We start from the raw sequence: 24,159 nt of genomic DNA on the forward strand, positions 1-24,159 counted from the left end.
TAACATTCTCTATTACATTTATTTCAAGCAACAATAAGGGTCGATCGCGGCTGTGTGTGGTACGCTCCAGAAGATCGATGTCGAAATATCCGTACAGCGCCCGCTGTGTCATACGATCTACCGTCGTCAATTACCGCCGATCGCCAGAACGGGTCGGCGATCGGCGGTAACTCGGTACAGCAGTCCGTATCACGGTCCAGGAATCCGCCGCCACGGGAGCCAGAACAGGCTACTCACGACGAGCGCCACGACACCCACGCCGCCGACCAGTGCCGGCACTGGCGGGACAGCCGTGCTGTCGGTGCTCGACTCGGTCGTCCGGTCGGTTACCTCGAGAAACGTCTCCACGTCGGCGACGTCGATCGATGGGAGATCGCGATCCCACTCGCCGGGTTCGTACACGGTCGTCTCCGAACCGACCCGTGGATGGTCGCGGATCTCGTCTGCGGTCGGCCCGCCATCGAAAGCTGCCTCGATGGTCACGTAGACGTCCGTCCGGTCGCTCGCCGTCACGGCGTGGATCGCCGTCGTCTCGCCGCTTCTCGTCGCGGCGCTCTCGAGGCTTGTCCCGTCCGCGAGTGCTGCTGCGGATTCGAACGCGACGGTCCCGTCGTCGACGGTCGTATCGATCCGCGTAACCCGGATCTCGTCGTCGATCGCAGCGATCGCCACGTCGATCATGGGGCCGAGATCGCTGGCCCCGAACCGAAGCGCTTGCTCGAGTGCAGCCGTCCCGGCACCACCCGTCTCCGTCTCGTAGTTGTACTGGGTTTCGAGGTCGCCGTCGGCGTACGCTGCCGCAAGCGATGCCCTCGTCTCCGGGACCGGATCCATGCCGCGATCGGCACGCGCCGTCCCGTACCGCTCCCAGTTTTCGGCGCTCGACTCGACGACTGTATCGACGCTCGTCCGCTCCGTATCGGGGTCGTGAACGACCGACGAGTTCCACGACGTCTGCCTGCGGAGTTGTGCTTCCTGCTCGGCCTCAAGTGCGGTTTCGGCCTCTTCGTATCGACCCGCCCACGAATCGGCGACGCGATCGCTCGAGCGTGCGATCTCGACGAGTCCGAGGCGTAGTGTCCCGGTGTCGTAGAGTTCGATATCCCACTCGAGATCGGTCTCGAGGCCACGCTGGGTGGCGTTGACGCGTACCTCCTCGATCGACGTCGTCACGAACCGATCGGCGATCACCCGCGCCTCGTGCTCGTCGAGATCGGTGTCGTCCCGGAGCTCCCGTGTGAGCGCGTCGGCGAGTCCCTCCCTGACGTCCTCGAAGGTGACAGTGTATGCAAGCTCGAGCGTCCCCGAACTCCCGTCGTCCTCGAACGCGTAGGACTCGAGGGTCAACGAAGCGTCGCCGCCAAGCGGGATCGCCACCTCGTCGTACTGATTCTCGAGACTCGCGCGCGCGTCGGATTCGCTCGCCCAGCGCTCGCGTTCCCACTCGCCGACCGTTCGCGTTTCGGACACCTGGAGGTGAATCGTTCCCTCTGTCTCGGTGAGGGTGAGTTCTCGCTGTGCGTCGAGCACAGCGGACCCCTCGTTTCCGTCGTTCGAAACCGTCGTTTGCATCGTTCCCTCGGTTTCGATCGTCGTCGCCGTAGTCTCGAGGGCCCCCTCGGTTTCGACCGTCTCGTATGGCTGCGTGTCGTTCGTGACGGTCGCGTCGACGTCGAGACTCGAGGATTCGGTTTCGGCGGTTCGAACGTGGTGGAGGTCGGCCGAGAGCGACCGCACGTCGTCCGGATCGTCCACGACGACGGCGCCCGTGCTGGTGACCGACTCGGCCGTCGCCCACGTCGTCGCGTTCCCGCGTACGTCCCGATCGGAGAGAGTCACCCGCTCGAGGTCGCCAGTATAGAGCGCGTGGACGAGCCCGGTTCCTGCATCGACGCCGAGTTCGCCCGCTATCGGCACGCCGGTGACGTCGTGATCGTCCTCGTATCGGAACACGGCATCACCGGAGCGGTCGACGTAGACGTCGTCGGCCTCGCCGCCGTCGTCCAACTGTGTGACCAGCTCGTCGGTCACTGGACCGGTGGTGCCGTCGGTATCGGCGATGGCCGCTACGTCCGCCTGTCCGCCGGCGTATGCCATCCCCCCGCTGGAGAGCACCAGGAGTACGACGAGCACGACACTTGCGTACCGACGGGCGGTCATACGCGAGCGTACGTAGCGACGTAAAAATACTTTCCTCATCTTATATGTCGTCGGAGGGGACGATCACCGTCCCGTCCGGTCGCTCGAGTCAGCAGCGACAGTTACGTCCTCGCTCGCTTCGACGTCAGCGGTCACATCGCCGTCGTCGGCCGGGTCGTCGTCCGATGTGTCACCCGAGTCGATATCGTTCTCCGCGTGATCCGCCGTAGCGTCGACGGGACCGAACAGACGCGTCCAGAGGACGAGCAACGCCGGCAGCAAGACGACGCTCGCGACGAACGCGTACGCGATCAACAGTCCAGTGACGGCACCGAACTGCCGGAGAACCGGCACGAGCGCGATCAACAGTGTGGCGACGCCGCCGATCGTCGTCGCCGCGCTACCGAGTACGGCGCCGCCGGTTCCACGGACGGTCGTCGTCAGCGCATCGGAGACGGAGTTTCCACGCTGTAGCTCCAGCCGATAGCGCGAACTGACGTGGATACAGTAGGCGACGCCGAGTCCGATCGTCAGACTCGCCACCGTTCCCGTCAGCGCGTTCAGCGGAACGTCGAACAGCGCCATCGTTCCGAGTACCCAGGGGACCGTCAGGGCCACGGGGAGGACGGTTACTACGCCGAACGCGGCGCCGGCTCCCGACAGCCGGTAGGCCACGGCGAGCACTCCCGCGACGACCACTATCGTAAGCACCAGACTCTCGAGCATCGACGTCGTGACGTCTCGCTCGAGGACGTGTGTGACGACCGGATCGCCGGTCGCGATCGCCGACAGGTCCGTCTCGGGCTCGTCCGCCGCGTCGTCAGAATCGATCGCGGCAGCAACCGCCCTCGTTTCGCTCGTCACGAGTTCGCCGTCGGCGTCGCTGCGAACGTCGACGAGCAGCCTGACGGCCTCGTACTCGCCGTCGTCACCTCTAGCGAGGACGGTGCTGGCTGCGTCGGGATCGATCTCGAAGAGGCGATCGTACAGGAGCGCGACGTTCCGATCGGGGACACCGTCGTCGTTCCGATCCGCGACCTGGAAACTGGCGTTGAACGACTCGTTTTCGGCGGCGACCGACTCCATAAGCGTCAGCGGACTCCGGACTGCGTCGTCACCGCCCGCAGCCGTTTCCATCCCGCCAGCCGTCTCCTGGGCCGTCTCGAGGCGTCGTAGCGTCTCTGGGTCGGTCACGTCGCCGTCGACGAGGACCTGGGCCTGGGGCGTCTCGCGTTGGAACTGACTGTCGATGTACGTGAGATCGTGGGTGACCCGGTATTCGCCGGACGCCATCTCGCCGGGGAGGTCGTCCGTCCAGTCGGGTGGCTCCTCGACGAGGAAATCCGCTTCCTCCAGGGTGGTGTCGACGGTCGTCGCGCCGTACGCGCCCGCACCGGTGAACAGGAGTGCACAGACGAGCACTGCGACCGGCGCGGCCTGGGCCGCTCGCGAGCCAAGCGACAGGACGGTACCGAGGCGACGCCCCGTTCCGAACGCCCGCTTGCGGCGGTCTCGTCCGCGTCGCTCGAGGCGCGTCTCGAGTGCGACCTTCGCCGCTGGGATAACGGCTCCGAAGACCACGAACGCGGCGAGGATCCCGACCGTGCTAACGAGCCCGAACTCCCGGATCGGTGCCACCGGACTCACGAGATTCGAGAGGAAGCCGATCGCCGTCGTCACGGTCGCCCACGTGAGCGCGACGCCGACGCCGGCCAGAGCCACGACCATCGCCCCGCGAACGCCACTGCCGTCGTCGTCTCCCATCGTTGCTCGCTCCCCCGACCCCGAACGGTGCTCGCGATGGCGCATGATCACGTGGACGGCGTAGTCGATCGACAACCCGACCAGCAACACGGGGACGGCCACGAGCGCCTGATTGATCGCGATCCCCGCCCACCCCATGAATCCTAGCGTCCAGATCACCACCGCCAGAACCCCGACGAGTCCGAGCGCGATATCGAGCGGATCGCGGTACGCGATCGACAGCGTCACGACGACGAACGCCACCGCGATCGGGCCGACGATCGCCAGGCTATCACCCAGCGATCGGTCGATTTCGTCTACCAGGAGACCGAATCCGAAGACGGCGTACTCCCGATCCGACGCGGTACCGTATTCGCTCGCCACCGACGCGATCGCTCGCTGCCCCTCGACGTGTTCGTCGTCGATGGCGTCCAGTCCCGTCTCGTCCTCTCCGGTATCGAGCTCTTGTGTGACGACGAGCAGGTGCGTCTCGACCGGTTCCGACCCCGGCTCGACGTCGGCCGGCAGGAACTCGACTGCGAGCCCACCGAACGGATCGTCGGAATCACTCTCGAGGAGTCGCTCGAGCGTTTCGTCGTATACCGACTCGTTTACCGTCTCGAGCGTGTCGATCTGGTCGGTCAGCGGCGGCTGGGACGCCGTCTCGAGTGCCTTCCGCTCGGCGACGAGCTCGTCGTGTGCCGCGTTGAGCTGTTCGTACTCGCCGCGCAAGACACCGACTGTTCCGTCAGTGTAGGCCGCCGACAGGTCGTCCTCGAGTCGGTCGCGATGGCGCTGGTAGGCGGCCTCGCTGTCGAACTCGTCGCGCTCGAGTGTGCTCAGTTCTCGCTGTGTCGATCGGACGGTCTCGACCGCACGTTCGAACCGATCGGTTTCGCTCGAATCGAGATCGGCAGTGGCGCGCTCGACGATGGCATCGATCTCCCCCTCCAGCTCACTGGAGCGGTTCTGGTACCGTTGCTCGTCGATCTCTCCCGCCTCGTAGGAGTCGTTCAACTGATCGTACTCCCGCTGGAGGGCGCGAACTTCCTCGAGTCCCGTCCGTAACTCCGCGGTGGTCTCGTCGAGCCGTTGCTCGCGCTGGCGTAACTCCTCGGCTCGTTGCTCGAGCGCGTCGACGTCGTCCTGGTGGATGATCGACGTTGCGACCACGTTCGCGAGACCGACCGTCGGCTCCTCGTCGACGAGCGTCGGCGCAACCCGCTCGTCCTCACGGATCGCCGCCTGAAGCTCCAGGGTCGCGATCAGCGACTCCCGAGAGAGGACGTCGGCGTCGTCCCCGTGGACGGCGATCTGGACGCTCGTCTCGTTGGCCGCGCTTTCGTCCGAAAACCGCTCCGAGGCGCTCGTCAGTGCCTCGTGTTCCGGCGACTCGCTCTCGAACTGCTCGAGTGAGGAATCGCTCTCGAGATCGGTCAGACCGACGCCGAAAAGCGCCGTGAGCAACAGCCCCACGACGAGAACGAGAGCGGCGTGATCGACGATCCACGCCGCGACGTGGTGTGGCCCGCTCATCGCCACCCTCCGGCACCGACGGTCTGGCTCACCGGCCCGATCACGGTTTCCCGTGGGGATTATCAGCAATCCGTAATATAATTGCCGTGAACAGTGCCGCCACTCGAGGCAGGGTCGGTTCCTGACACGCGGTGAACGTGGATGGAGTTCGCCCGCTTTTAAGCCGTCGCGGACCGAGCCACCGACTATGAAACGCGTCACCGAGACCGACGCCGCACCGGCCGCCGTCGGCGCCTATAGCCAGGCGACGACCGACGACTCGCTGTTGTTCACCGCCGGTCAGATTCCGCTAACCCCCGACGGCGACCTCCTCGAGGACGAACCGATCGCCGTCCAGACCGAGCAAGCGTTGGACAACCTCGTCGCGATCCTCGAGGAAGAAGACGCCGACGCTACGGACGTCCTCAAAGTCACCGTCTTCCTCGACGACATCGACGACTTCGACGCGATGAACGAGGCCTACGCCGACTACTTCGACGACGAACCGCCCGCCCGCAGCGCCATCGAGGTCGCCGCCCTCCCCAAAGGCGTCGGCGTCGAACTCGAAGCCATCGCCACGCTCGAGTAGCGTATGGCTCCACTCGGACTCCGCCCGCGCGTCTACTCCGCGGTGCTGTGGGGTATCGTCGGATTTCTAGCCTTCCTGGTGCTCGTCCAGGGCTACGCGCTGGCCGTCGACCCACTCGTGTCACTTGCCCAGGGCGCCGCCATCGCAGCCCTCGTCGGCGTCGGAACGACCGCCTGTGCGTACAGACTCGAGCATCGCGTCGCCGAATGGTCGGCCCGACGTGCGTTGCGTGAAAACGATTCACACGAGACCGACGATAAAAGTAAGAGTTAAACGACGGACGCCATTAGGGTGAAGTGAGCCAGGATGGCCGAACGGTAAGGCGCACGCCTGGAAAGCGTGTTCCCTTTCGGGATTCTGGGTTCAAATCCCAGTCCTGGCGCTTCTCCCGATTTCAGCCTCATTAGCACCTGAAACGCCTATTCTAATTCTAAATCCATTTTCAATTACACTACTATATCTGTCTCATGAATCGGGAGTTGCCCGAAGCAGTATCGATCGAGCATCCCACGAACCGTTATTATTATTATTATTATTATCTCCATTACTAATAATAACGGACTGTGTGTCATCAGACGACTACCATCATCGCACGGTAATCACACGATTAACAGGACTCAGCGGCGAAGACGAGCGGCTGTTGCTCGAGACGATCGACGAGTGGCGCGACGCGTGTAATCTCGTCGTCGACCTCGCGTGGGGGGTGTGCGAAACGAAGTCCGATGTCCAGGACCTCGCATACGAGCAGGTTCGTGACGAAACCGAACTCGGTAGTCAACACGCAGTGCTCGCCTGTCACGGAGCGGGAGATGCCATTAGCTCCTGTAACGAGAGACTGCAGAGCGGCAAGAAGGCCAGCAAGCCACAGTTTACCGCACGGTCGATCACGTACGATAAACGGTCGATGACCGTCTTCCATGATCGCGAACAGGTTTCGCTTACGACGCTCGGTGACTACGCTCGAGTCCGTGCCGATCTCGTGCTTCCGAACGACAGTGATGGGTATCAGTACCAATTTCTGGACGACGAAGAGTGGGAGTACACGGAAAGCACGCTTCACTACCGCGGCGGTGACTGGTATCTTCACCTCGGATTTCGAAAACCGAACGCCGATAACGACGAGTCAGCGACCACGAACGGAACGGTTCTTGGTGTTGATCTCGGCGTGAATCAGATCGCAGTCACTAGTACGGCTCGGTTTTTCAGCGCGGGTGCTCTCACCCATGCTCGGCACGAATTCGAGAAGACACGCAATGGGTTACAAAAGACGGGAACGCAGTCTGCACACCGCACGCTTGAGAACCGAGCCGGACGCGAGCGCCGCCACGCCCGTCACGTGCTTCACGTCGTCGCGAACGGAATCGTCGAAGAAGCACTCGAATACGACTGCGATGGTATTGTGTTCGAGGACCTCGAGGGGATTCGAACGCGACTTCCCGAGGCGGAGTGGCACTCGCAGTGGGCGTTTCGAACGCTAACGGAGTTCGTCGAATACAAAGCCGAAACCGAGGGAATATTCGTGGAAACAGTGGAGCCGCAAAACACGTCGAAACGGTGTGCTGACTGCGGGTTCACACACGATGGGAATCGTGCTGGAAACGAATTCGAGTGCCAGTCGTGCGGGAAGCGCAATCACGCGGATTACAACGCAGCCAAAAACGTCGCAAAACGCTATCTCCGTCGTGGCCCCCAGTCGTCACGGCGGAGGGGTGTCAGTCAATACGCCCTGAAGTCAGGACCGAGGACGCCGAGTTAGCGATGCTACTCCCAGTTCGGGATCGAGGTCGAGGTTACTGACAAGCCCTCTCTGAGGGCAGTTGATATCCCTGTTCTGGCGTTTTGAAACGGTATTACTACAGCTCAACGACTGGCATCGGAACGTCGGTACTCGATCGAAAAATAATCGGGGTACGGTACCATGGAGGCGAGACGGTTACCGCGTGATTTCGGCCGGCGAGTCGGTCGTAATCCAGCAGTCGGGGTCGTCCGGATCGCGAAGTTCGAGTTCACCGCTTTGACACACCACCAGTTCGTATGGATCCGTCATCATGACCCCATCGAGTGCTCCGGCGGGATCGGATATCGTAACAGGGTGCCTACCGTCGGTTTCAGCAGGAGTATGGACCCCTTACCGGGCCTGAGAGTCGTACTATCGGACCAATCCGGTCCGGCCGATTACCGCCTCGAGTACGTTCGCCGGACGGTGTCGGCCGGCGGGAGCGGGCGAGACCGGAACGCGTTGTCGGTCACCGCATCCCCCGGACGCGAAGGGAGGCGTCACCGAACGATGCTTTACCAGGGACACCGAGTGGTCGGGTATGTGCGGTCGCTACACGCTGACGCTCGAGTCCGACGACCTCGAGGAGCGGTTCGGCGCGCGGGTCGCCGATTCGGAACCCGAGTTTACGCCTCGGTACAACATGGCACCGGGTCAACAGCTCCCGGTGATCACGAACGACGCGCCCGACGAGATCCGTCGTCTCGAGTGGGGGCTGGTGCCGTCGTGGGCCGAGGACGACAGCGGCGGGATCATCAACGCGCGTGCGGAGACAGTCGACGAAAAACCGAGTTTTCGGACAGCCTACGAGCGACGCAGATGTCTGGTTCTGGCGGATGGCTTCTACGAATGGGTCGAGACCGACGGCGGCAAACAGCCCTACAGGGTCGCCTTCGAAGACGGTCGGCCGTTCGCGATGGCAGGGCTGTGGGAGCGCTGGGAGCCCGAGGACGAGACGACACAGGCCGGCCTCGACGCGTTCGGCGGCGGTCTCGAGACGACTCCTGAAGACGACGGCCCACTCGAGACGTTTACCATCGTGACGACCGAGCCGAACGAACTGATCGAGGACCTCCACCATCGGATGGCGGTCATCCTCGATCCCGACGCCGAACGGGAGTGGTTGACGGCCGACGATCCAGCTGCGTTGCTCGACCCCTATCCCGCCGACGAGATGCGCGCCGATCCGGTTTCGCAGGCGGTCAACGATCCATCGACCGACGAGCCGTCGTTGGTCGAACCGCTCGAGACGTAGCCGAGACGGAGTCGCTTCGTCTCATCTCGTCGCCGGGAGCGGCATCGACCCGTCCGTCTCGAGTCGTTCGTGACCACGTTCCCGGGACCGCTATCCAACTATATTTAAATGTGTCGGCGACGGGCCCTTAGTAGCATGGATAGCAGACGATAACATATACCACGATAGATCGGCGAACGGGTCGCACTACGGCGATTTCGTCGGCTTCTCTCAATCGGTCGTGCTCGGCACGAACTCGGCATACCAAAACACTTATGTAGAATCACAATCAATGAATCAGCTGACTATGAGCCAGCGAATGCAGCAGGGACAGCCGATGATCGTAATGAGCGAGGACTCCCAGCGCGTCAAGGACAAGGACGCGCAGGACTACAACATCTCCGCGGCCCGTGCCGTCGCCGAGGCCGTTCGGTCGACACTCGGCCCGAAGGGGATGGACAAGATGCTCGTCGACTCGATGGGATCGGTCACCATCACCAACGACGGCGTCACCATCCTTCAGGAGATGGACATCGACAACCCGACGGCCGAGATGATCATCGAGGTCGCCGAGACGCAGGAAGACGAGGCTGGCGACGGCACCACGACGGCCGTCGCGATCGCCGGCGAACTCCTCAAGAACGCCGAGGACCTCTTAGAGCAGGACATCCACCCGACGGCGATCATCAAAGGCTTCCACATGGCCAGCGAGCAGGCCCGTGAGGAGATCGACGACATCGCCCAGGACGTCGACACCGAAGACGAGGAGCTCCTGCGCTCGGTCGCCGAGACATCGATGACCGGCAAGGGAACCGAGGTCAACAAGGAGTATCTCGCCGAACTGATCGTCGAGGCCGTCAGCCAGGTCACCGTCGAGAACGACGAGGGCGAGAACGTCGTCGACCTCGAGTTCCTCAACATCGAGACCCAGACCGGTCGCAGCGCCGGCGAGTCCGACCTCCTCGAGGGCGGCATCGTCGACAAGGACCCGGTCCACGACAACATGCCGAACGCGGCGGAGGACGCCGACATCCTGCTGCTGAACGAGGCCATCGAAGTCGAGGAGACCGACATCGACACCGAGGTCTCGGTCACCGATCCGGACCAGCTCCAGCAGTTCCTCGACCGCGAGGAGAAACAGCTCCGCGAGAAGGTCGACCAGATCGCCGACCTCGACGCCGACGTCGTCTTCTGTCAGAAGGGCATCGACGACCTGGCTCAGCACTACCTCGCCAAGGAAGGCATCCTCGCCGTCCGCCGCGCCAAGAAGTCCGACCTCGAGTTCCTCTCGGAGGTCGTCGGTGCGGCCGTCGTCTCCGACCTCGACAGCGCCGAGGCAGACGACCTCGGTCACGGTGACGTCACCCGTGACGAGGAAGACGAGCTGTTCTACGTCGAGGGTGAGGACGCCCACGGCGTCACCCTCCTGCTGCGTGGCTCGACCGACCACGTCGTCGACGAACTCGAGCGCGGCGTCAACGACGCCCTCGACGTCGTCGCCCAGACCGTCTCCGACGGCCGCGTCCTCGCTGGCGGCGGTGCCATCGAAGTCGAACTCGCCTCGCGGCTGCGTGACTACGCCGACTCCGTCTCCGGTCGCGAGCAGCTGGCCGTCGAGGCCTTCGCCGACTCGCTCGAGCTCGTCCCGCGTGTCCTCGCCGAGAACGCTGGACTCGACTCCATCGACACGCTCGTCGACCTGCGTGCGGCTCACGACGACGGCGACGTCGAGGCTGGCCTGAACGTCTTCACCGGCGACGTCGAAGACACCTACGAGGCCGGCGTCGTCGAACCGGCCCACGCCAAAGAGCAGGCCGTTACCTCCGCTGCCGAGGCCGCGAACCTCGTCCTCAAGATCGACGACATCATCTCCGCCGGCGACCTCTCCACCGACAAAGGTGAAGAGGAAGAAGGCGGTGCCCCCGGCGGCATGGGCGGCATGGGCGGCGGCATGGGCGGCATGATGTAAGCGCCGCTCGCAACGACCGAAGCGACCCATACGGTCGGCCGTACCGTTCTCCCGACCCATTCCTACGGGCGTTCGTCCCGGATGACCACCAGCAGTCCGTCGGAGGACCGTTGAACACGAGTAGCGCTGGACCGTAGGTCCCACGCACTCTCCGACCGGACGTTATACGTCCGTGATACTGCCGGACAGCACTATTCACCGATCGGTCGCGAATTCGCGATCGACGGGTTACTGACTGCTGTCCGGCAGTATGAGCAGACGGGAACCGAAGATCCGCATCTGCGAACCGATTTTTGCTCGAGAGAGCGACGATCGTTCGAGAACCGTTCTGTGGCCCGATTCGATCGCCGGTGACGGCCAGTTTTTGGCAAGCCGGTGATCTTTTGTAATGGCTATCCTACGCCGGCTATGGCGTTTCAAACCACGTTCGGCTGGTCGCTGATCTCCTCCGGCATCGTCACGCTCGTCTTGAAGGTGTTGCCCGGCGACTCGCTGTGGTGGGGGGTATTGTTGCTGGGACTCGGCCTGACGGTGTTGTATCTCCGGCACTGATACGGTCGACGTCGGGAATCGACGAGAAATCGTCTCGAGAACTGATGTATCGGCTACGCTGTGTCAGTGTGCACGTATCTTCGTGTCGCCGACGACGACTGATATCGACTCGTACGGACTGCTGTACCGATGTACCGCTGATCGCCAGACAGGGCGACCGGTGGGAAATGGCTACAGGAGACCGTATCAGGTATCCTCGACCTCGAGTTCGAACTGTTCGTTCTCACTGACGGCGTTGAGGACGACGCTCGTGTTCGAGGCCTTGATGTCGGGGTCGGTTAGCAACTCCTTGATCTGATCGTTCATCCCGTCGGTGTCTTTGAACTTCCCGATGGCGATGACGTCGTAGTCGCCGGTGACCTCGTAGACGGAGATCATCTGGCGGTGGTCTTTCAGCGTGTCGGTGATGTCGGGCAAGGCGTTTCCTTCGACCTGCAGCTGGATGACGGCAGTGACGTCGTAGCCGACTGCATCGTAATCGACCCGTGGCGTGTAGCCCTCGATGACGCCCTGTTCCTCGAGATCGGAGAGGTGATTCGAGACGGTCGTCACGGAGACGTCGAGTTCCTCGGCGAGGCTTCGAAGGCTCGCTCGCCCGTCGCCGAGAAGTGCATTTACTAGTTTTGCATCGAGATTTTCGTACGTCATCACACGCAACCTCTCACTGATGCCTTTAGAAATTTACGAATATACAGTTCCAAGAGGAGGAGAGAAGATTTGCTTAGAGCAGTAGGGTTTTAGTAGCAGAGTTACTTGGGTACCACGACGAGAAAGATGACAAGCGGAAACATCACCGAGGCCGAGCAGGCGGTGTTAGACGAGATCGAAGCAAAGGACGTCGACTTCCTCCGCCTACAATTTACTGATATTCTTGGAACTGTAAAGAACGTTTCCGTCCCCGCCCGCCAGGCCGAGAAAGCGTTTACTGAAGGGATCTACTTCGACGGCTCCTCGATCGAGGGCTTCGTCCGGATCCAGGAATCGGACATGCGTCTGGTTCCCGACCCGGAGACGTTTGCGATTCTCCCGTGGCGCCGGAAAGAAGACAGCGCCGCGGCCCGAATGATCTGTGACGTCTACGACACGACCACGGGCGAACCCTTCGAGGGCGACCCACGCTACGTGCTCAAGCAGGCGATCGAGCGCGCAAACGACATGGGGTACACGGTCAACGCCGCACCCGAACCGGAGTTCTTCCTTTTCGAAGAGGACGAGGAGGGTCGCGCTACGACCGAGACGAACGACGCCGGCGGCTACTTCGACCTCGCGCCGAAGGACCTCGCCTCGGACGTCCGTCGTGACATCATCTACGGACTCGAGGACATGGGCTTCGAGGTCGAGGCCAGCCACCACGAAGTCGCCGAAGGGCAACACGAGATCAACTTCGAGTACGACGACGCGCTGACGACGGCCGACAACGTCGCCACCTTCCGGACGGTCGTCCGCGCTATCGCTGCCCAACACGACTACCACGCGACGTTCATGCCAAAGCCGATTCCGAAGGTCAACGGCTCGGGGATGCACACCCACATCTCGCTGTTCACCGAGGACGGCGAGAACGCCTTCCACGACGAGAGCGACGAGTTCGACCTCAGTGACGAAGCTCGTGCCTTCACCGCCGGTGTGCTCGAGCACGCGCCGGCGATCACGGCCGTCGCGAACCCGACGGTCAACAGCTACAAGCGTCTGGTGCCCGGCTACGAAGCGCCCGTCTACGTCGCCTGGTCCGACCGCAACCGCTCGTCGCTGATCCGCAAGCCCGCGGCCCGCGTCCCCGCTGCTTCGCGTATCGAACTCCGTTCGCCGGATCCCTCGTGTAACCCCTATCTCGCCATCGCCGTCATGATCCATGCCGGTCTCGACGGTATCGAACGGGACCTCGAGTGTCCCGACCCGGTCCGCGAGAACATCTACGAGTTCGACGAACAGAAACGCGAGGAGTACGGTATCGACACGCTGCCGTCGAACCTCGGCGATGCCATCGAGGCCCTCGAAGACGACGAGGTCGTCTACGACGCGCTCGGCGAACACGTCGCCCCCAAGTTCATCGAAGCAAAGAGCCAGGAGTTCGAGGAGTACCTCATCGACGTCTCCCAGTGGGAACTCGACCGCTATCTCGAGACGTTCTGACGACGATTGGCCGTTTCGGCTCGATTCGAACACTGCCCGTTTTCTCATACTGCCGGACAACACGCTGCAGATACCGATCGCATTCGAGACGCCCTCGCGGGGCGACAGGCGTCGAGACGCGATCGAGTGGTGTACTGATACTGCCGGACAGCACGATTCACCGATCGGTCGTGTGACTGCGGCCGTCCCAACGGGTGACGGCCGCGAGTTCGCGACCGACGTGTTACTGACTGCTGTCCGGCAGTATGACTGGTGTCCGGTAGTATCAGTGATCCGTTATCCCACCAGTATCGACGTCTGACGTCCGCGACTCGAGTTCGTGTCGTAGTCAGTGGCGTCCCAGGCCTGATACGGCCTGCTGTAACTATGTACCGCCGATCGCCGACCCCGTCCTGGCGATCGGCGGTAATTGACTACAGGAGGCCGTATGAGCCGTTGGCAACGGTACTAGCTCGAGGTCTCCACTTGGGCGGACACGGTGTCGGTTCGCGTAGCGAACGTCGGCAGACCGACGACGATCACGCCGCCGACGAATCCGACGCCGAACCAGACGAGCGTGCTGTCGACGACGAGCAAAGTAAGCGCGACCAGTCCGAGCACGCCGAGTCCCAAGGCGGCGTGAGCGAAGACTCGAGTGGCGACCGGCCACGGCTCTCGGGACGGCGTCGCGTACTGCCAGACGAGCAAGGCACCGACGCAGCCGCCGAACAGCGCCATAGCGTCGGGTTTGCCGCTAGTCGAAAAAGCGACGAGAGAGAGGATTGCCCCCATCGTGAACATCGCGGTCGTCGCGACGTGGGCGCCACGACGGCGGGCACGGTCCCGGATCGCCAGCGCGAGCGCGACGTAACAGACCCCGACGAGGGCGCCGACGACCACGTCGATCGGGTAGTGGACACCCGCACCGATCCGGGCGAACGAAACGAGGACGACCATCGTCCCGGCGGCGGCAAACCGCGTTCGCCGGGTCCCGACGTCGGACTCGAGCGCCAGCATCGCCCAGACGACCACCGCCGCGATTGCGTGGCCGCTTGGGAAACTTGTCGTGTGGACCTCGACGGCCGGTGCGTACAGCAGGGCAGCGGCCGTCGGGAGGGCGTCGGGTGCGATCGCGGGACCGACGTCTGGACGTGGCGTCATGAACAGCCCTTTGAGAGCAACCATGACAGCGTAACAGCCCAGGACGATCCCCAGCCACGACGCGAAGCGGTGGCGATCACGGAACCAGTAGGCCAGGACGACGACGGGTGCGACGAACCAGACGCTCCCGAGATAGGAGAGGAAGGCAAAGAGAAAGGCCATCCATTCGGGGAACGTATCGCGGACGAGTTCGACCTGGGTCGACTCGAACCACATTCGTTCCGTCGTATCGGAGACGCGCTGTTATATCTGCTGGTGTAAACTATTTCTGATAGGAACCTTCAGAACTCACTCTGCAGCAGCGTCATCCGGACCGAAATCGTGATCGTGGGCCTCGAGTCGGAGCGAGCCGGCGTCGGACTCGAGCGTGTAGTATCGCTCCCAGGCGGGCGCGAGGCTCACCACGTGGGTGTCGGCGATATCGGCCTCCCGATGGCGGTGATGGTGGCCGACGAGACAGAGCGACGGGGAAAGCGTCTCGAGCAGGTCGGTCACGTGCTCGCAGCCGGGATCGTAACCGTAGGAGAGCAACCCAGTCGGCGCTTCGTGGGTGAGGAACACGTCGACGTCCTCGAGGGCGGCCGCCCGTTCGACGTCGTCGCGAGTGAAGTGGCGTCGCCGTTTGCCTTCGAGATCCTCGCGCGAGCAGTCGTATTTGGTCGGGGCGAAGTTCCCGGAGAGGCCGGCCACGCGGAGGCCGTCGACGGTCGCGGCGGTACTCGCGAGCAAGTGGGCGTCATCGACCGACGGCGGGGCCTCGCCTGCCCGCAGCGCCTCGATGACGTCGAGGTCCTCGTTGTTACCCGCGACGAACCACGTCGGTGCCGGCAGCTCGTAGTGCTGGAGGTCACCGACCTGGAGGACGAGGTCCGGCTCGAGGCGTCGATACAGTTCGAGCAGCGTCTCGCGGTTGGCCCCGTCGGCCGCGTGTGCGTCGCCGAGGACGAGCATGGGATGTAAACACCCTCGAGGGGCAAAGCGTCGTCGCCGATCGCCGGCTGCGGTCCCTGAGCCGTCTGCTCCGATGAGATTCGTGTCAGCGAGAACGAACGCTTATATCCGGCGACGTGGCCCCTATCAGGTATGGTCGACAGTCGAACGTATGCGTTCGAAGGGACGACACCGACGATCGACGACGACGCCGCGGTGAGTCGGGACGCGACGCTCGTCGGGGACGTCCACGTCGAAGCCGACGCGAGCGTCTGGCCGGGAGTCGTCTGTCGCGGTGATATCGGGCCGGTACGGATCGGGCGCCAGTCACACGTCGGCGACAACGCGACGATCCACGCCTCCGAACTTGCGGATCGAGTCATGATCGGCCACGGCGCCGTCCTCAACGAGGCGACCGTCGAGGAGGAGACGTTGATTGGTTTCAACGCGACGCTGAACACGGATGCGATAGTCGGCACGGGGAGCGTCGTCGCCGCCGGAACGGTGATCCCCGACGAGTACGAGATTCCACCGGAGTCGTTCGTCCGCGGCGTCCCGGCCGAAGTCACGCCGCTCGAGGAGACGACGATCGACGCTGCGGAGATCTTCGAGGAGTTCTCCTCGGGTGAGTACACGAACCTCGCCGGCCGTCACGAGGACCTGTTCGAATAAGCTGGGTGGGCTAGTGGCGGTCCACGCCTGAACTGCTGGATGAACGCAGCCGACAGCAGTCGACGCTGGGGACGGTACCATAGCGAGTCGATCACTCGAGTACCCCCTCGAGGTTTCGGTATCGGATATTCGCCCACGCGTCTTCGGAGAGGTCGAACCGCTCGAACAACTCGAACTGCGGGACCTCCTGGCCGGGTGCGAGGTAGTCGGTACCGAAGAGCAGCTGTTCGTGGTGGTCCTCGAGAAAGCCCTGTGCGTACGCCGGGTCTCGCGTGAGTGCGTTCCACCCCGAACCCGCCGAGAGATCGCCGTAGACGTTGTCGTACGTCGACAACAGTTCGGGGACCCGTCCACCCGGTTCGACCGGGCCGGTCGGATACGCGCCACGGTCGTCGGGGCCGACGTCTGCGGAGATGTGGGCCCACCACGCGTGAGCGTGTGCGAGAAAGTCGACCTCGGGATACGAGGCCAGGACGTCCTCGAGTCGGGGGAGTCCAACGTCGTCGAGCATCGCCTTGTCGTCCATGTGAAAGAGGATCGGCAGTCCGTCGTCGGCACAGCGCTCGTACAGCCAGTGGAGCCGCGAGTCGTCGACGGGGAGTCCGGGTTTCAGCTCGCCGAACCCCTGCATTCCCTGCTCGAGGTATCGTTCGAACAGCGCCGTGACGGCCCCGAAATCCGCCTCGTAGACGAGCGTCCGCGGGTCGACTGTACAGAACGGAATCAGTCGGTCCGGATACGGTTCGACCTGCTCGAGGACCCACCAGCTCGGCGCCTGGACGGGATAGGCCTCCGGTGAGTCGAGGGCGTGGACGACCGCCCGATCGATGCCGTTGTCGTCCATCCACACCACCAGTTCGGCGGCCTCGAGGGGCTCCCTGTCCATCGTCGCTTCGGGGATGAGATGTGTATGGGCGTCCAGCAGCGGCTGCTCGTCGACCGCTACGTTCTGTGTGGCTCGAGCAGTCGCGTTCGACTCACTGGTCGTCCCGCCGACTCCGATCGCACCGGTGCTGGCGCCAACACCGGCGAGTCCCGCTAGTCCGACACCTGCCTCCCCGAGGATACGCCGGCGCGTCGGTTCGTCCGACGGACGGTCGTCCGCTCGTGTCATGTAACGACCTCCCACAGAGCTCGTGAAAACGGTGCGGGGGACCGGTAACGTACGCGACGGGGAAAGCGTCTTTTCCTCGATCGCTCACCAAGGAACACGCAACGACGATGGCGACGAACGCGCTGGTCACCGGCCCTCCACGCAGCGGCAAGACGACCGCCCTCGAGCGCACCGTCTCGCGGCTCCGCGAAGACGGCTACGCCGTCGGCGGGCTCTCGAGTCCCGAACGTCGCGAGGACGGCGAGCGCGTCGGCTTCGAGATCGTCGATATCGCAAGCGGGGAGCGCGCGGTGATGGCCCACGTCGAGTACGACGGCCCGAGCGTCGGAAAGTACGGCGTCGACGTAGCAGCCGTCGATCGACTCGCTGGGACGGCGCTGCCGACCGCCATCGAATCGGCCGACTGTATCGTCGTCGACGAGATCGCTCCGATGCAACTCGAGAGCGAGCGGTTCCGCGAAGAGACGAGGCGCGCACTCGAGTCGCCGACGCCGGTGCTTTCGGCGATCAAGTCGGACGGGTCGGACGAGTTCATCGGCGCGGTAAAAGAACGGACGGATACGGAACGGTTCGTCGTCGAACCGGAGACCCGCGACGCACTCCCCGAAACGCTCGATGCGTGGCTTCGGTCGACGCTCCAACCCCGATAGCCCGTCGGCGGGGGCCACGATCAGCGGTATCGTCCGGTAGCCGTCCGTCGCCAGACGGCGGTTCGAAACGTCAGTCAGCCCACCCGTTTGATCTCGACGAGGTGAGGTCCGGCGTCGGTTTCGATCGTGACCGCGTCGACGACCGCTTCACGCGCCCGTTCCTGCCACGTCTCGACGGCCTCGGCGTGGCGCTTGCGGATCCGCTCGGTCTCCTCGGGCGTCGCCACCTCGAGTTCGTCCTCGAAGTCCGGATAGTCCGCGACGACGTCTCCCTCGAGGACGTCGCTTGGCGGAACGTGGACGGCGCCGGTTAGTTCGGTGTCGTCGCGGTGGTAAACGTGAATGCGTGCCCGCATCCGGCCGTGAAACGGCGGCGTTACCCGCAGGACGGCCTCACCCGGGTTCTCCTGGGTGTATGCGTACGCGTTCACGACGTCCTCCGGCGAGAGCGCGAGCGATCGGATCACTGTCGGGTCGTTCTCTTCCTCCCCAGCCATCGTCTGCGGTTCGGCTCGAGACGGGTAAAAGGTGTACATCGATCGACTTTCGGACGGATACACGAACCGCTGTCCGATTACAGACGCGACCGCCGAATGGTCGCGGTCGCGCCGACACTGACGGACAGCAGACCGTGTACAGTAGTTCGTATCGGCCAGCTACCGTTCCTCGAGCGGCGGGCGGAAGACGTCCGCTCTGACGTCAGTCGAGACGCCATAGACCGCCTCCGTCGCCGATTCGGGCACGGTCTCTTCCCGGTCGTCGTAGTGGGCACGAAGCGCCGCCCGTACGGCCTCTCGGACGCAGGCCCGCGTCGCCGCGCCCACGTCGGTCCCGCTGCCGGAGAAGACGGTCCGTTCGCCGGTCGGATCGTGGCCGGCGACGATCGCGTCCGTCGTCGTCCCCGGAAACCCGCTTTCGGAGAGCAGCGTCGTGGCTTTTGCCTCTGCGGCGACGGCGACCAGATTTGCCAGCGCGCCGGGCTCGAGCGCCCGCGTCGTTCCGACGATGACGTTGACCGTCCCGTGTCCCGGCGGCGTATCGACGGTCTCGCGGTCGGGAGCCGTCGGGTCGCCGGATGGCTCCATCGGTAAGGCGGCCGGGTTCGAGATCCCGGCCGTCGCGTAGGCCGTCACGGAACCGTACTGTGCGCCGCGGGCGTCGACCTGCTCGACGCCGGTAAGCAGCGCTGGGCCCTCGACGTCGCGGTCGTCAGCGACGAACCCGGCGCGCTCGAGGCGTTCGTCGACGTACGCGCCGAGGTCGGTCCGGTCCCACCCCTCGGGAACGGAAACGTTGTACGCACAATCGGCGGTCCGACGGCCGCCGTTCCAGCCCGTTGAGAGCCACTCGGTTTCCGGCCGCCGGACGCGGAGCACGCCGTCACGCCGGACGGCGTCGTAGGCGACCGCGTCAGTCGTCTCGGCCGCTCGTTCGTCGTCGGTCATTCTCGAGTAGCGGTACCGTGGCCGTCAGTTTCGGCGTCGCTTCCGTCGTTCTCGGACACGCCGAGCGCCGCGAGCAGTCGGTCGTTCGCCACGCGGTCCTTGACGGCGACGCGGATGTGTGAATCGAGCCCGCGGAACGTCGTCGCGTCCCGGATCGCAACACCATCGGCGCGAGCCGTCGCAACGACGTCGTCGACGGATCGGTCGCCGACGTCACACAGCAGATACGGAGCATCCGACGGGGCGACGTCGAAGCGTTCGTCGAGACGGTCACGCAGTCGCTCGCGTTCGCGGGCGACGCGATCGCGCGTTTCGCGGACGAACGCGTCCTGACGCAGGCAGTACGCGCCGACCCGCGCGGCCGGCGTGCCGAGCGACCACGCCCGGCGGGCCGTCTCGAGGGCGTCCCGTCGGTCGCCGGTCGCGACGGCGAACCCGGCGCGTAGCCCCGGCAGACCGAACAGTTTGGTCAGCGACCGGGCGACGATCACGTTCGCGGCCTCGAGGCGTGTGGCCGACGGCAAGTCGGTGAAGCCGAGAAACGCCTCGTCGACCAGCAGCGTCGTGTCGGCGTCCGCACAGCGATCCGCGAAGGCCGCCAGTTCGTCGGGGTCGGCCGCCTCGCCCGTCGGATTGTTCGGCGTACAGACGACCGCGAGCGCACAGGACTCGAGGTCGTCGTCGTCCGCTGTAAGTATCTCGTCGTGAGAGACGAATCGCGGCGATGCTCCCTGTAACTCCACTTCGCGGGCGTACTCGCCGAAACTCGGGACGGGAACCAACGCCTCGTCGCCGGACTCGAGCGTGATCTCCATCGCCAGCCGAATCGCGGCCAACCCGCCAGGGGTCGGGATCACTCGATCGGGATCGCAGCCGACGAACTCGCCCGCTGCGGCCCGGAATTCGGGATACTCGTCGTCGGGATACCGGCGGGCGGCCTCGAGTGCATCCTCGTACACCGCGTCGACGCCGTCGGGTACGGACGGGGTGGTGTTGGCCGAGAAGTCGAGGACGTCCCGGTCGGTCTCGCCGCCGTGGGGGACCCGTTTGCCGGCACGTACCGCATCAGGGTTCACGGTCCCCCTCCGGCGCAGTGGCCGTGTTCGACTCCGAAGGCGGCGTCGCCGCTTCGGTGTCGGCTCCGGTTTCGGCGTCAATTCCGAGTCGGTCACACACCGCTTCGAACCGATCGACGACGTCGGTCATCCGGTCGTCGGGAACCACGGAGAGCGCACCGCCCATCCCGACGCCCTCTTTCGCCTCACCGGCACAGTAGCGCTCCGCGGCGACGTGGTCGCGTTCGTCGAAGCCGGGATCCGTCACCGTGAGATCGCAGTTCAACCGGTAGCACACCTCGCCGAGTTGCTCGCCCTGTTCGTCGGCGACGAACGACGTGGTCGCGATCGACAGTGGATCGTCCACGTCGGCGTGGCGGAGCACGGCCGCGACGGCAACCATCTGGGTGCCGCCCGCGAGGGTGACGTCGATTCCGGCCTCGAGCGCGCCGGCAGCGATCCCGGAGACGGTCGCCTGGACGGGGTCGCCGACGGCACGGATCGCCTCGAGCGGACGATCCGTACAGCCGCCGGGCTCGAGGTCGCTCGCGGCGAGGGCCTCGTCGACGACCCGTCGCTTGCGCTCGATCGGATTTTGCGGGAGCGACGAGGAGACGCCGGCCGGCTCGCCGAGCGCGGTCAGCACGCCGAGTGCCGTCGTCGTACCGCCGGGGATCGTCTCGCCGATCAGTACCTCGTCGTCCGGCAGACTCGCGCCGAAGGCGTGAGCGCGGTCGAAGACCGCCTCGGCCTCCGGGACGGCGACAGGTTCGCGCACGTCGGCACCCGGCTCGACGCCGAGGTCGACGGTCGGCGCGCCGGTAGGCTGTGCGAGGCCGGCGTCGACGACCGAGAGGCCGAAGCCGATCTCCTCGCGGGCGGCCCGTGTCACCGCAGCCGGTGTCGGACAGCCGGTTGGACTCACCGGCGTGACGGGTGCGATCGTCGGCTCGCCGTATTCGAGAATCTCGACGTCGGCCGAGGGCGTGTGTTCCATCAGCGCCGGGGCTGCGCCGGCAGCGCTGATGCCGTCTATCAGCGCCGTCTCCGTCGTTCCGGCGGGAAGAATCACGTGCATAGCTATCGACTCTCCCCGGAGCGTTCGGTCGCATCCGGCGTCGATCGTTGCAGTTCGGTCGCTGCAACACGGGCGTCTTCGCGTCGGTTCACGTTGATCGCGAGTCGTGGATCGTAGCTCAGGTGTGTCATGGATTCGGATTCGTCGGCGTCGCCGACCACGTTGACCCCGGTCGGCGCGAGATGAGTGTCGGGCTCGAGCGTCGCGTCGACGCTCACACCCAGCCGGCGTTTGAGCGCGACTGGGACACAGACGGTTCGTGAGGCGTCGCGGTCGCCGTGGGCTGCGAGAATTCGGTCGACAGCAGGCCCCTCGAGCAGCGGTAGATCCGCGGCGACGGTCAGCACCGGCGTCTCGATTGCAGGTCGTTCGAGTATCCCGAGAAGGTCGGCCACGTAGCCCTCGCCGGCGGTCTCGATCGTCCGCACGCGCGATCGGTCCGCGGCGATCGACTCGAGGTGAGCCCGCGTCTCGGGGGCGTTCGGCGAGACCGCGGCGTAGATCGTCGCGACGCGGCTGTCGGTCAGTCCCGCGAGCACGCGGTCGACCATCGGGACGCCGTCGATCGGATGGAGCGGCTTCTCGTGTGGACTCTCGAGGCGAGTGCCCAGGCCGCCACACATCACAACAGCGTCCACGCGATCACCCCCGCGTGGACGCCGGCGATGCGTCCGATTTCGTTTGCCGCGCCGAAGACGTCGCCGTTGAGACCGCCGAGCGCGCGGTCGGCCCAGTACCAGGGGAGGCCGATTCCGGCGACGGCGCCGGTGACGGCGATCGCAGCCGGGTGAGGCCAGATCAACGCCGCAACCGCGAGGACGATCCCGGCCGGGACGACGAACGCGCCAGGCGTCGCGGCCTCGGTGAACTGCCGTCCCATCCCCTCGTGGGATGCCCGGCCGAAACAGGCCATGGCGGCCATCCCGAGTTTCGTTCCGACCTCGGCCGCGATCGCGACCGAAACGGCCGTGACAGCCGGCAGTCCGGCGAGTGCGAGTCCAGCCAGTGCAAGCCCCGCGACGGTGACGGCGACGGCGAGGACCGCGCCGACGCCAGTCGTCGTGTCCTTCAACACCTCACGGCGGCGCTCGGCATCGCCGTGGACGACGAGAGCGTCACCCAGGTCCGCGACGCCGTCTAGGTGGTGGATCCCCATCACGGCATAGACCGCGAGCAGGTAGCCGAAGCCGACGGTCGGCGCCGGTAGCGTCCCGGCAGCCAACAGCGGAATCGAAGCGATCGCGCCCGCGAGGAGGCCGACTAGCGGAAACGTCGCCGGCCGCGAGCGAAACGCCGCCCAGTCGCCGTCGCGGTAGCCGACGGGCAATCGCGTCAGGAATCCGACCGCGCCGCGGACGGCGGCGAGCCAGCGGGAGGTCACGGGCTCACCCCCGCAACGATCCACGTCGCGTCCTCGAATGCCGGTCCGTACGCGCCGCTGACGGCAGCCAGTGCGACCGCGACGACGACCGTGACGACGGCAGCCAGGCCGACGACAGGGATCGCGCGTTCGCCGTCCTCGAGCGTCGGCAGGTCGGCCTCGGGGTTCAAGTCGTAGACGTCGACCTTCACGAGGCGGATCGAGAGCACGCAAGCGAGCGTCGCCATCGGCCACCCGGAGTTGGGTGATGGTGGATCGCGTGCCCACTCGCGAGCACGGGCGAGCGCGAGCGGATCGGCGCCGGCGACGGCGATTGCGACCGCCGCGATCCTGGCCGGAAGCCACATCACGAGATCGTCGAGTCGCGCGCTTGCAGTGCCGTGGGGTTTCGAGGGGTATCCCAGCATCGAATCCAGCGTGTTGACGCCTTTGACCCACGCCGCAGCGGCCGCAGCCAGCGGCAGTGAAAGCGGCGCGAGCACGGCGAAGGGCAACAGCGTCGCGACGAGGCCGTCCGCGAGGTTCTCGCCGGCGCTCTCGACGGCCGCACTGCGGAGCTCCGCCGGCGAGAGGGCTGTGGTGTCGCGACCGACGAGACCGCGGACCCGCTCGCGGGCCGTCTCGAGGTCGTCGGGACCGTCCGGTTCGTCGATCCCCGTCGCGGCGACGACCCCGTCCGTGAGCTCGAGCAGCGAGCGCAGACTGATCGTCAGAAAGAGGACCAGACCGGCGACGACGGCGCCGATGGCAGTCGAGAGTTCGATCGCCAGGATGACGACGACAGCTGCCGCCACCGCCGGCAGAAGCGGCGCGACCAGCGCGATCCCGACGCCGGCCAGTCGCTGTCCGCGTTCGCTTTCGGCCCACTCTCGATCGAGCGCGCCGACGAGACGACCGAACCACGCGACCGGGTGGAAAGCGTTCGGCGGCTCGCCGATCAGCAGATCGAGACCGAAGGCCAGGCCGAGCAGTGCGATCGTCGTCAGTACCACGGTTGGTCCCCCATGACCGCCACGAGATTCGTCTCGGTCGCTGGCCCGGGCACC

At 65.0% G+C, this 24,159-nt stretch carries 22 protein-coding genes and 1 tRNA gene; 10 read left to right on the top strand and 13 right to left on the bottom strand.

The genetic code is table 11. The features are described from left to right. Positions 1-189: 189 nt before the first annotated feature. Together RBH26_RS11960 and RBH26_RS11965 are read right to left on the bottom strand one after the other, a co-directional pair. On the bottom strand, positions 190-2,160 hold the full coding sequence (locus RBH26_RS11960) for a hypothetical protein (protein WP_306758539.1): 1,971 nt from the start codon (positions 2,158-2,160) through the stop codon (positions 190-192). Between the two features lie 63 nt (positions 2,161-2,223). Further along, positions 2,224-5,418, bottom strand: a complete 3,195-nt coding sequence (locus tag RBH26_RS11965) for an MMPL family transporter (protein WP_306758540.1) — start codon at positions 5,416-5,418, stop codon at positions 2,224-2,226. Positions 5,419-5,605: 187 nt separating this feature from the next. Here RBH26_RS11965 and RBH26_RS11970 point away from each other — a divergent pair, with 187 nt between their 5' ends. From RBH26_RS11970 to RBH26_RS12000, 7 genes are all read left to right on the top strand, one after another. Continuing rightward, on the top strand, positions 5,606-5,986 hold the full coding sequence (locus tag RBH26_RS11970) for a Rid family detoxifying hydrolase (RefSeq protein WP_306758542.1): 381 nt from the start codon (positions 5,606-5,608) through the stop codon (positions 5,984-5,986). A gap of 3 nt (positions 5,987-5,989) precedes the next feature. Next, positions 5,990-6,259 carry a hypothetical protein gene (locus tag RBH26_RS11975; protein ID WP_306758543.1) on the top strand — a complete coding sequence of 90 codons (270 nt, stop codon included), beginning with the start codon at positions 5,990-5,992 and terminating at the stop codon, positions 6,257-6,259. Between the two features lie 27 nt (positions 6,260-6,286). Next, positions 6,287-6,368: transfer RNA gene (locus RBH26_RS11980), tRNA-Ser, on the top strand. Positions 6,369-6,551: 183 nt separating this feature from the next. Then, on the top strand, positions 6,552-7,742 hold the full coding sequence (locus RBH26_RS11985; RefSeq protein WP_306758544.1) for a transposase: 1,191 nt from the start codon (positions 6,552-6,554) through the stop codon (positions 7,740-7,742). Positions 7,743-8,304: 562 nt separating this feature from the next. Continuing rightward, complete coding sequence (locus tag RBH26_RS11990; protein WP_306758545.1) at positions 8,305-9,018, top strand: SOS response-associated peptidase; 714 nt, start codon at positions 8,305-8,307, stop codon at positions 9,016-9,018. Between the two features lie 298 nt (positions 9,019-9,316). Further along, entirely contained in the window at positions 9,317-10,966 is a 1,650-nt protein-coding gene (gene thsB / locus RBH26_RS11995; RefSeq protein WP_306758727.1) for a thermosome subunit beta, read from the top strand. 408 nt (positions 10,967-11,374) lie between these two features. Beyond that, complete coding sequence (locus RBH26_RS12000) at positions 11,375-11,518, top strand: hypothetical protein (RefSeq protein ID WP_306758546.1); 144 nt, start codon at positions 11,375-11,377, stop codon at positions 11,516-11,518. Between the two features lie 186 nt (positions 11,519-11,704). Here RBH26_RS12000 and lrp read toward each other — a convergent pair whose 3' ends face one another. Continuing rightward, positions 11,705-12,166, bottom strand: coding sequence for an HTH-type transcriptional regulator Lrp (lrp, locus tag RBH26_RS12005; RefSeq protein ID WP_306758547.1), 462 nt, complete (start codon positions 12,164-12,166; stop codon positions 11,705-11,707). A gap of 126 nt (positions 12,167-12,292) precedes the next feature. Here lrp and glnA point away from each other — a divergent pair, with 126 nt between their 5' ends. Beyond that, positions 12,293-13,648, top strand: a complete 1,356-nt coding sequence (gene glnA / locus RBH26_RS12010; protein WP_306758548.1) for a type I glutamate--ammonia ligase — start codon at positions 12,293-12,295, stop codon at positions 13,646-13,648. 447 nt (positions 13,649-14,095) lie between these two features. On the opposite strand, the gene RBH26_RS12015 is transcribed toward glnA, so the two are convergent. Further along, entirely contained in the window at positions 14,096-15,004 is a 909-nt protein-coding gene (locus tag RBH26_RS12015) for a phosphatase PAP2 family protein (RefSeq protein ID WP_306758549.1), read from the bottom strand. 72 nt (positions 15,005-15,076) lie between these two features. Next, complete coding sequence (locus tag RBH26_RS12020) at positions 15,077-15,739, bottom strand: metallophosphoesterase (protein WP_306758550.1); 663 nt, start codon at positions 15,737-15,739, stop codon at positions 15,077-15,079. Between the two features lie 132 nt (positions 15,740-15,871). On the opposite strand from RBH26_RS12020, the gene RBH26_RS12025 reads away from it, so the two are divergent. Further along, positions 15,872-16,390, top strand: a complete 519-nt coding sequence (locus tag RBH26_RS12025; RefSeq protein WP_306758551.1) for a gamma carbonic anhydrase family protein — start codon at positions 15,872-15,874, stop codon at positions 16,388-16,390. Between the two features lie 91 nt (positions 16,391-16,481). Here the strand turns inward: RBH26_RS12025 and RBH26_RS12030 are convergent, their stop codons facing one another. Further along, the gene (locus RBH26_RS12030; protein WP_306758552.1) at positions 16,482-17,504 is read right to left on the bottom strand and encodes an amidohydrolase family protein; all 1,023 of its coding nucleotides are present in this window, start codon (positions 17,502-17,504) and stop codon (positions 16,482-16,484) included. A 107-nt stretch (positions 17,505-17,611) separates the two neighbouring features. Between RBH26_RS12030 and RBH26_RS12035 the strand changes: the two genes are divergently transcribed. Beyond that, on the top strand, positions 17,612-18,154 hold the full coding sequence (locus tag RBH26_RS12035) for a nucleoside-triphosphatase (RefSeq protein WP_306758553.1): 543 nt from the start codon (positions 17,612-17,614) through the stop codon (positions 18,152-18,154). Positions 18,155-18,228: 74 nt separating this feature from the next. On the opposite strand, the gene RBH26_RS12040 is transcribed toward RBH26_RS12035, so the two are convergent. The 7 genes from RBH26_RS12040 to cbiB form a co-directional block, all read right to left on the bottom strand. Further along, positions 18,229-18,651, bottom strand: a complete 423-nt coding sequence (locus tag RBH26_RS12040) for a hypothetical protein (protein ID WP_306758554.1) — start codon at positions 18,649-18,651, stop codon at positions 18,229-18,231. Between the two features lie 159 nt (positions 18,652-18,810). Next, entirely contained in the window at positions 18,811-19,599 is a 789-nt protein-coding gene (locus RBH26_RS12045; RefSeq protein WP_306758555.1) for an adenosylcobinamide amidohydrolase, read from the bottom strand. Then, positions 19,596-20,675: an aminotransferase class I/II-fold pyridoxal phosphate-dependent enzyme gene (locus RBH26_RS12050; RefSeq protein ID WP_306758556.1), complete on the bottom strand. Its 1,080-nt coding sequence runs from the start codon at positions 20,673-20,675 to the stop codon at positions 19,596-19,598. The genes RBH26_RS12045 and RBH26_RS12050 overlap by 4 nt, the downstream gene beginning before the upstream one ends. Continuing rightward, positions 20,665-21,732 carry a nicotinate mononucleotide-dependent phosphoribosyltransferase CobT gene (gene cobT, locus RBH26_RS12055; RefSeq protein ID WP_306758557.1) on the bottom strand — a complete coding sequence of 356 codons (1,068 nt, stop codon included), beginning with the start codon at positions 21,730-21,732 and terminating at the stop codon, positions 20,665-20,667. The genes RBH26_RS12050 and cobT overlap by 11 nt, the downstream gene beginning before the upstream one ends. Before the next feature lie 2 nt (positions 21,733-21,734). Continuing rightward, the gene (locus RBH26_RS12060) at positions 21,735-22,355 is read right to left on the bottom strand and encodes an NTP transferase domain-containing protein (RefSeq protein WP_306758728.1); all 621 of its coding nucleotides are present in this window, start codon (positions 22,353-22,355) and stop codon (positions 21,735-21,737) included. After that, on the bottom strand, positions 22,355-23,113 hold the full coding sequence (cobS, locus tag RBH26_RS12065) for an adenosylcobinamide-GDP ribazoletransferase (RefSeq protein WP_306758558.1): 759 nt from the start codon (positions 23,111-23,113) through the stop codon (positions 22,355-22,357). The genes RBH26_RS12060 and cobS overlap by 1 nt, the downstream gene beginning before the upstream one ends. Continuing rightward, positions 23,110-24,105: an adenosylcobinamide-phosphate synthase CbiB gene (gene cbiB, locus RBH26_RS12070; RefSeq protein ID WP_306758559.1), complete on the bottom strand. Its 996-nt coding sequence runs from the start codon at positions 24,103-24,105 to the stop codon at positions 23,110-23,112. The genes cobS and cbiB overlap by 4 nt, the downstream gene beginning before the upstream one ends. Positions 24,106-24,159 lie beyond the last annotated feature (54 nt).

It is taken from the genome of Natronolimnohabitans sp. A-GB9 (assembly GCF_030848565.1).
Taxonomy (GTDB): domain Archaea; phylum Halobacteriota; class Halobacteria; order Halobacteriales; family Natrialbaceae; genus Natronolimnohabitans.

Excerpts from the sequence above, each read along its gene's own strand:
- RBH26_RS11960 (WP_306758539.1), bottom strand. The coding sequence starts at position 2,160 with ATGACCGCCCGTCGGTACGCAAGTGTCGTGCTCGTCGTACTCCTGGTG.
- RBH26_RS11965 (WP_306758540.1), bottom strand. The coding sequence starts at position 5,418 with ATGAGCGGGCCACACCACGTCGCGGCGTGGATCGTCGATCACGCCGCT.
- RBH26_RS11970 (WP_306758542.1), top strand. The coding sequence starts at position 5,606 with ATGAAACGCGTCACCGAGACCGACGCCGCACCGGCCGCCGTCGGCGCC.
- RBH26_RS11975 (WP_306758543.1), top strand. The coding sequence starts at position 5,990 with ATGGCTCCACTCGGACTCCGCCCGCGCGTCTACTCCGCGGTGCTGTGG.
- RBH26_RS11990 (WP_306758545.1), top strand. The coding sequence starts at position 8,305 with ATGTGCGGTCGCTACACGCTGACGCTCGAGTCCGACGACCTCGAGGAG.
- thsB (WP_306758727.1), top strand. The coding sequence starts at position 9,317 with ATGCAGCAGGGACAGCCGATGATCGTAATGAGCGAGGACTCCCAGCGC.
- RBH26_RS12000 (WP_306758546.1), top strand. The coding sequence starts at position 11,375 with ATGGCGTTTCAAACCACGTTCGGCTGGTCGCTGATCTCCTCCGGCATC.
- lrp (WP_306758547.1), bottom strand. The coding sequence starts at position 12,166 with ATGACGTACGAAAATCTCGATGCAAAACTAGTAAATGCACTTCTCGGC.
- glnA (WP_306758548.1), top strand. The coding sequence starts at position 12,293 with ATGACAAGCGGAAACATCACCGAGGCCGAGCAGGCGGTGTTAGACGAG.
- RBH26_RS12015 (WP_306758549.1), bottom strand. The coding sequence starts at position 15,004 with ATGTGGTTCGAGTCGACCCAGGTCGAACTCGTCCGCGATACGTTCCCC.
- RBH26_RS12020 (WP_306758550.1), bottom strand. The coding sequence starts at position 15,739 with ATGCTCGTCCTCGGCGACGCACACGCGGCCGACGGGGCCAACCGCGAG.
- RBH26_RS12025 (WP_306758551.1), top strand. The coding sequence starts at position 15,872 with ATGGTCGACAGTCGAACGTATGCGTTCGAAGGGACGACACCGACGATC.
- RBH26_RS12030 (WP_306758552.1), bottom strand. The coding sequence starts at position 17,504 with ATGACACGAGCGGACGACCGTCCGTCGGACGAACCGACGCGCCGGCGT.
- RBH26_RS12035 (WP_306758553.1), top strand. The coding sequence starts at position 17,612 with ATGGCGACGAACGCGCTGGTCACCGGCCCTCCACGCAGCGGCAAGACG.
- RBH26_RS12040 (WP_306758554.1), bottom strand. The coding sequence starts at position 18,651 with ATGGCTGGGGAGGAAGAGAACGACCCGACAGTGATCCGATCGCTCGCG.
- RBH26_RS12045 (WP_306758555.1), bottom strand. The coding sequence starts at position 19,599 with ATGACCGACGACGAACGAGCGGCCGAGACGACTGACGCGGTCGCCTAC.
- cobT (WP_306758557.1), bottom strand. The coding sequence starts at position 21,732 with ATGCACGTGATTCTTCCCGCCGGAACGACGGAGACGGCGCTGATAGAC.
- RBH26_RS12060 (WP_306758728.1), bottom strand. The coding sequence starts at position 22,355 with ATGTGTGGCGGCCTGGGCACTCGCCTCGAGAGTCCACACGAGAAGCCG.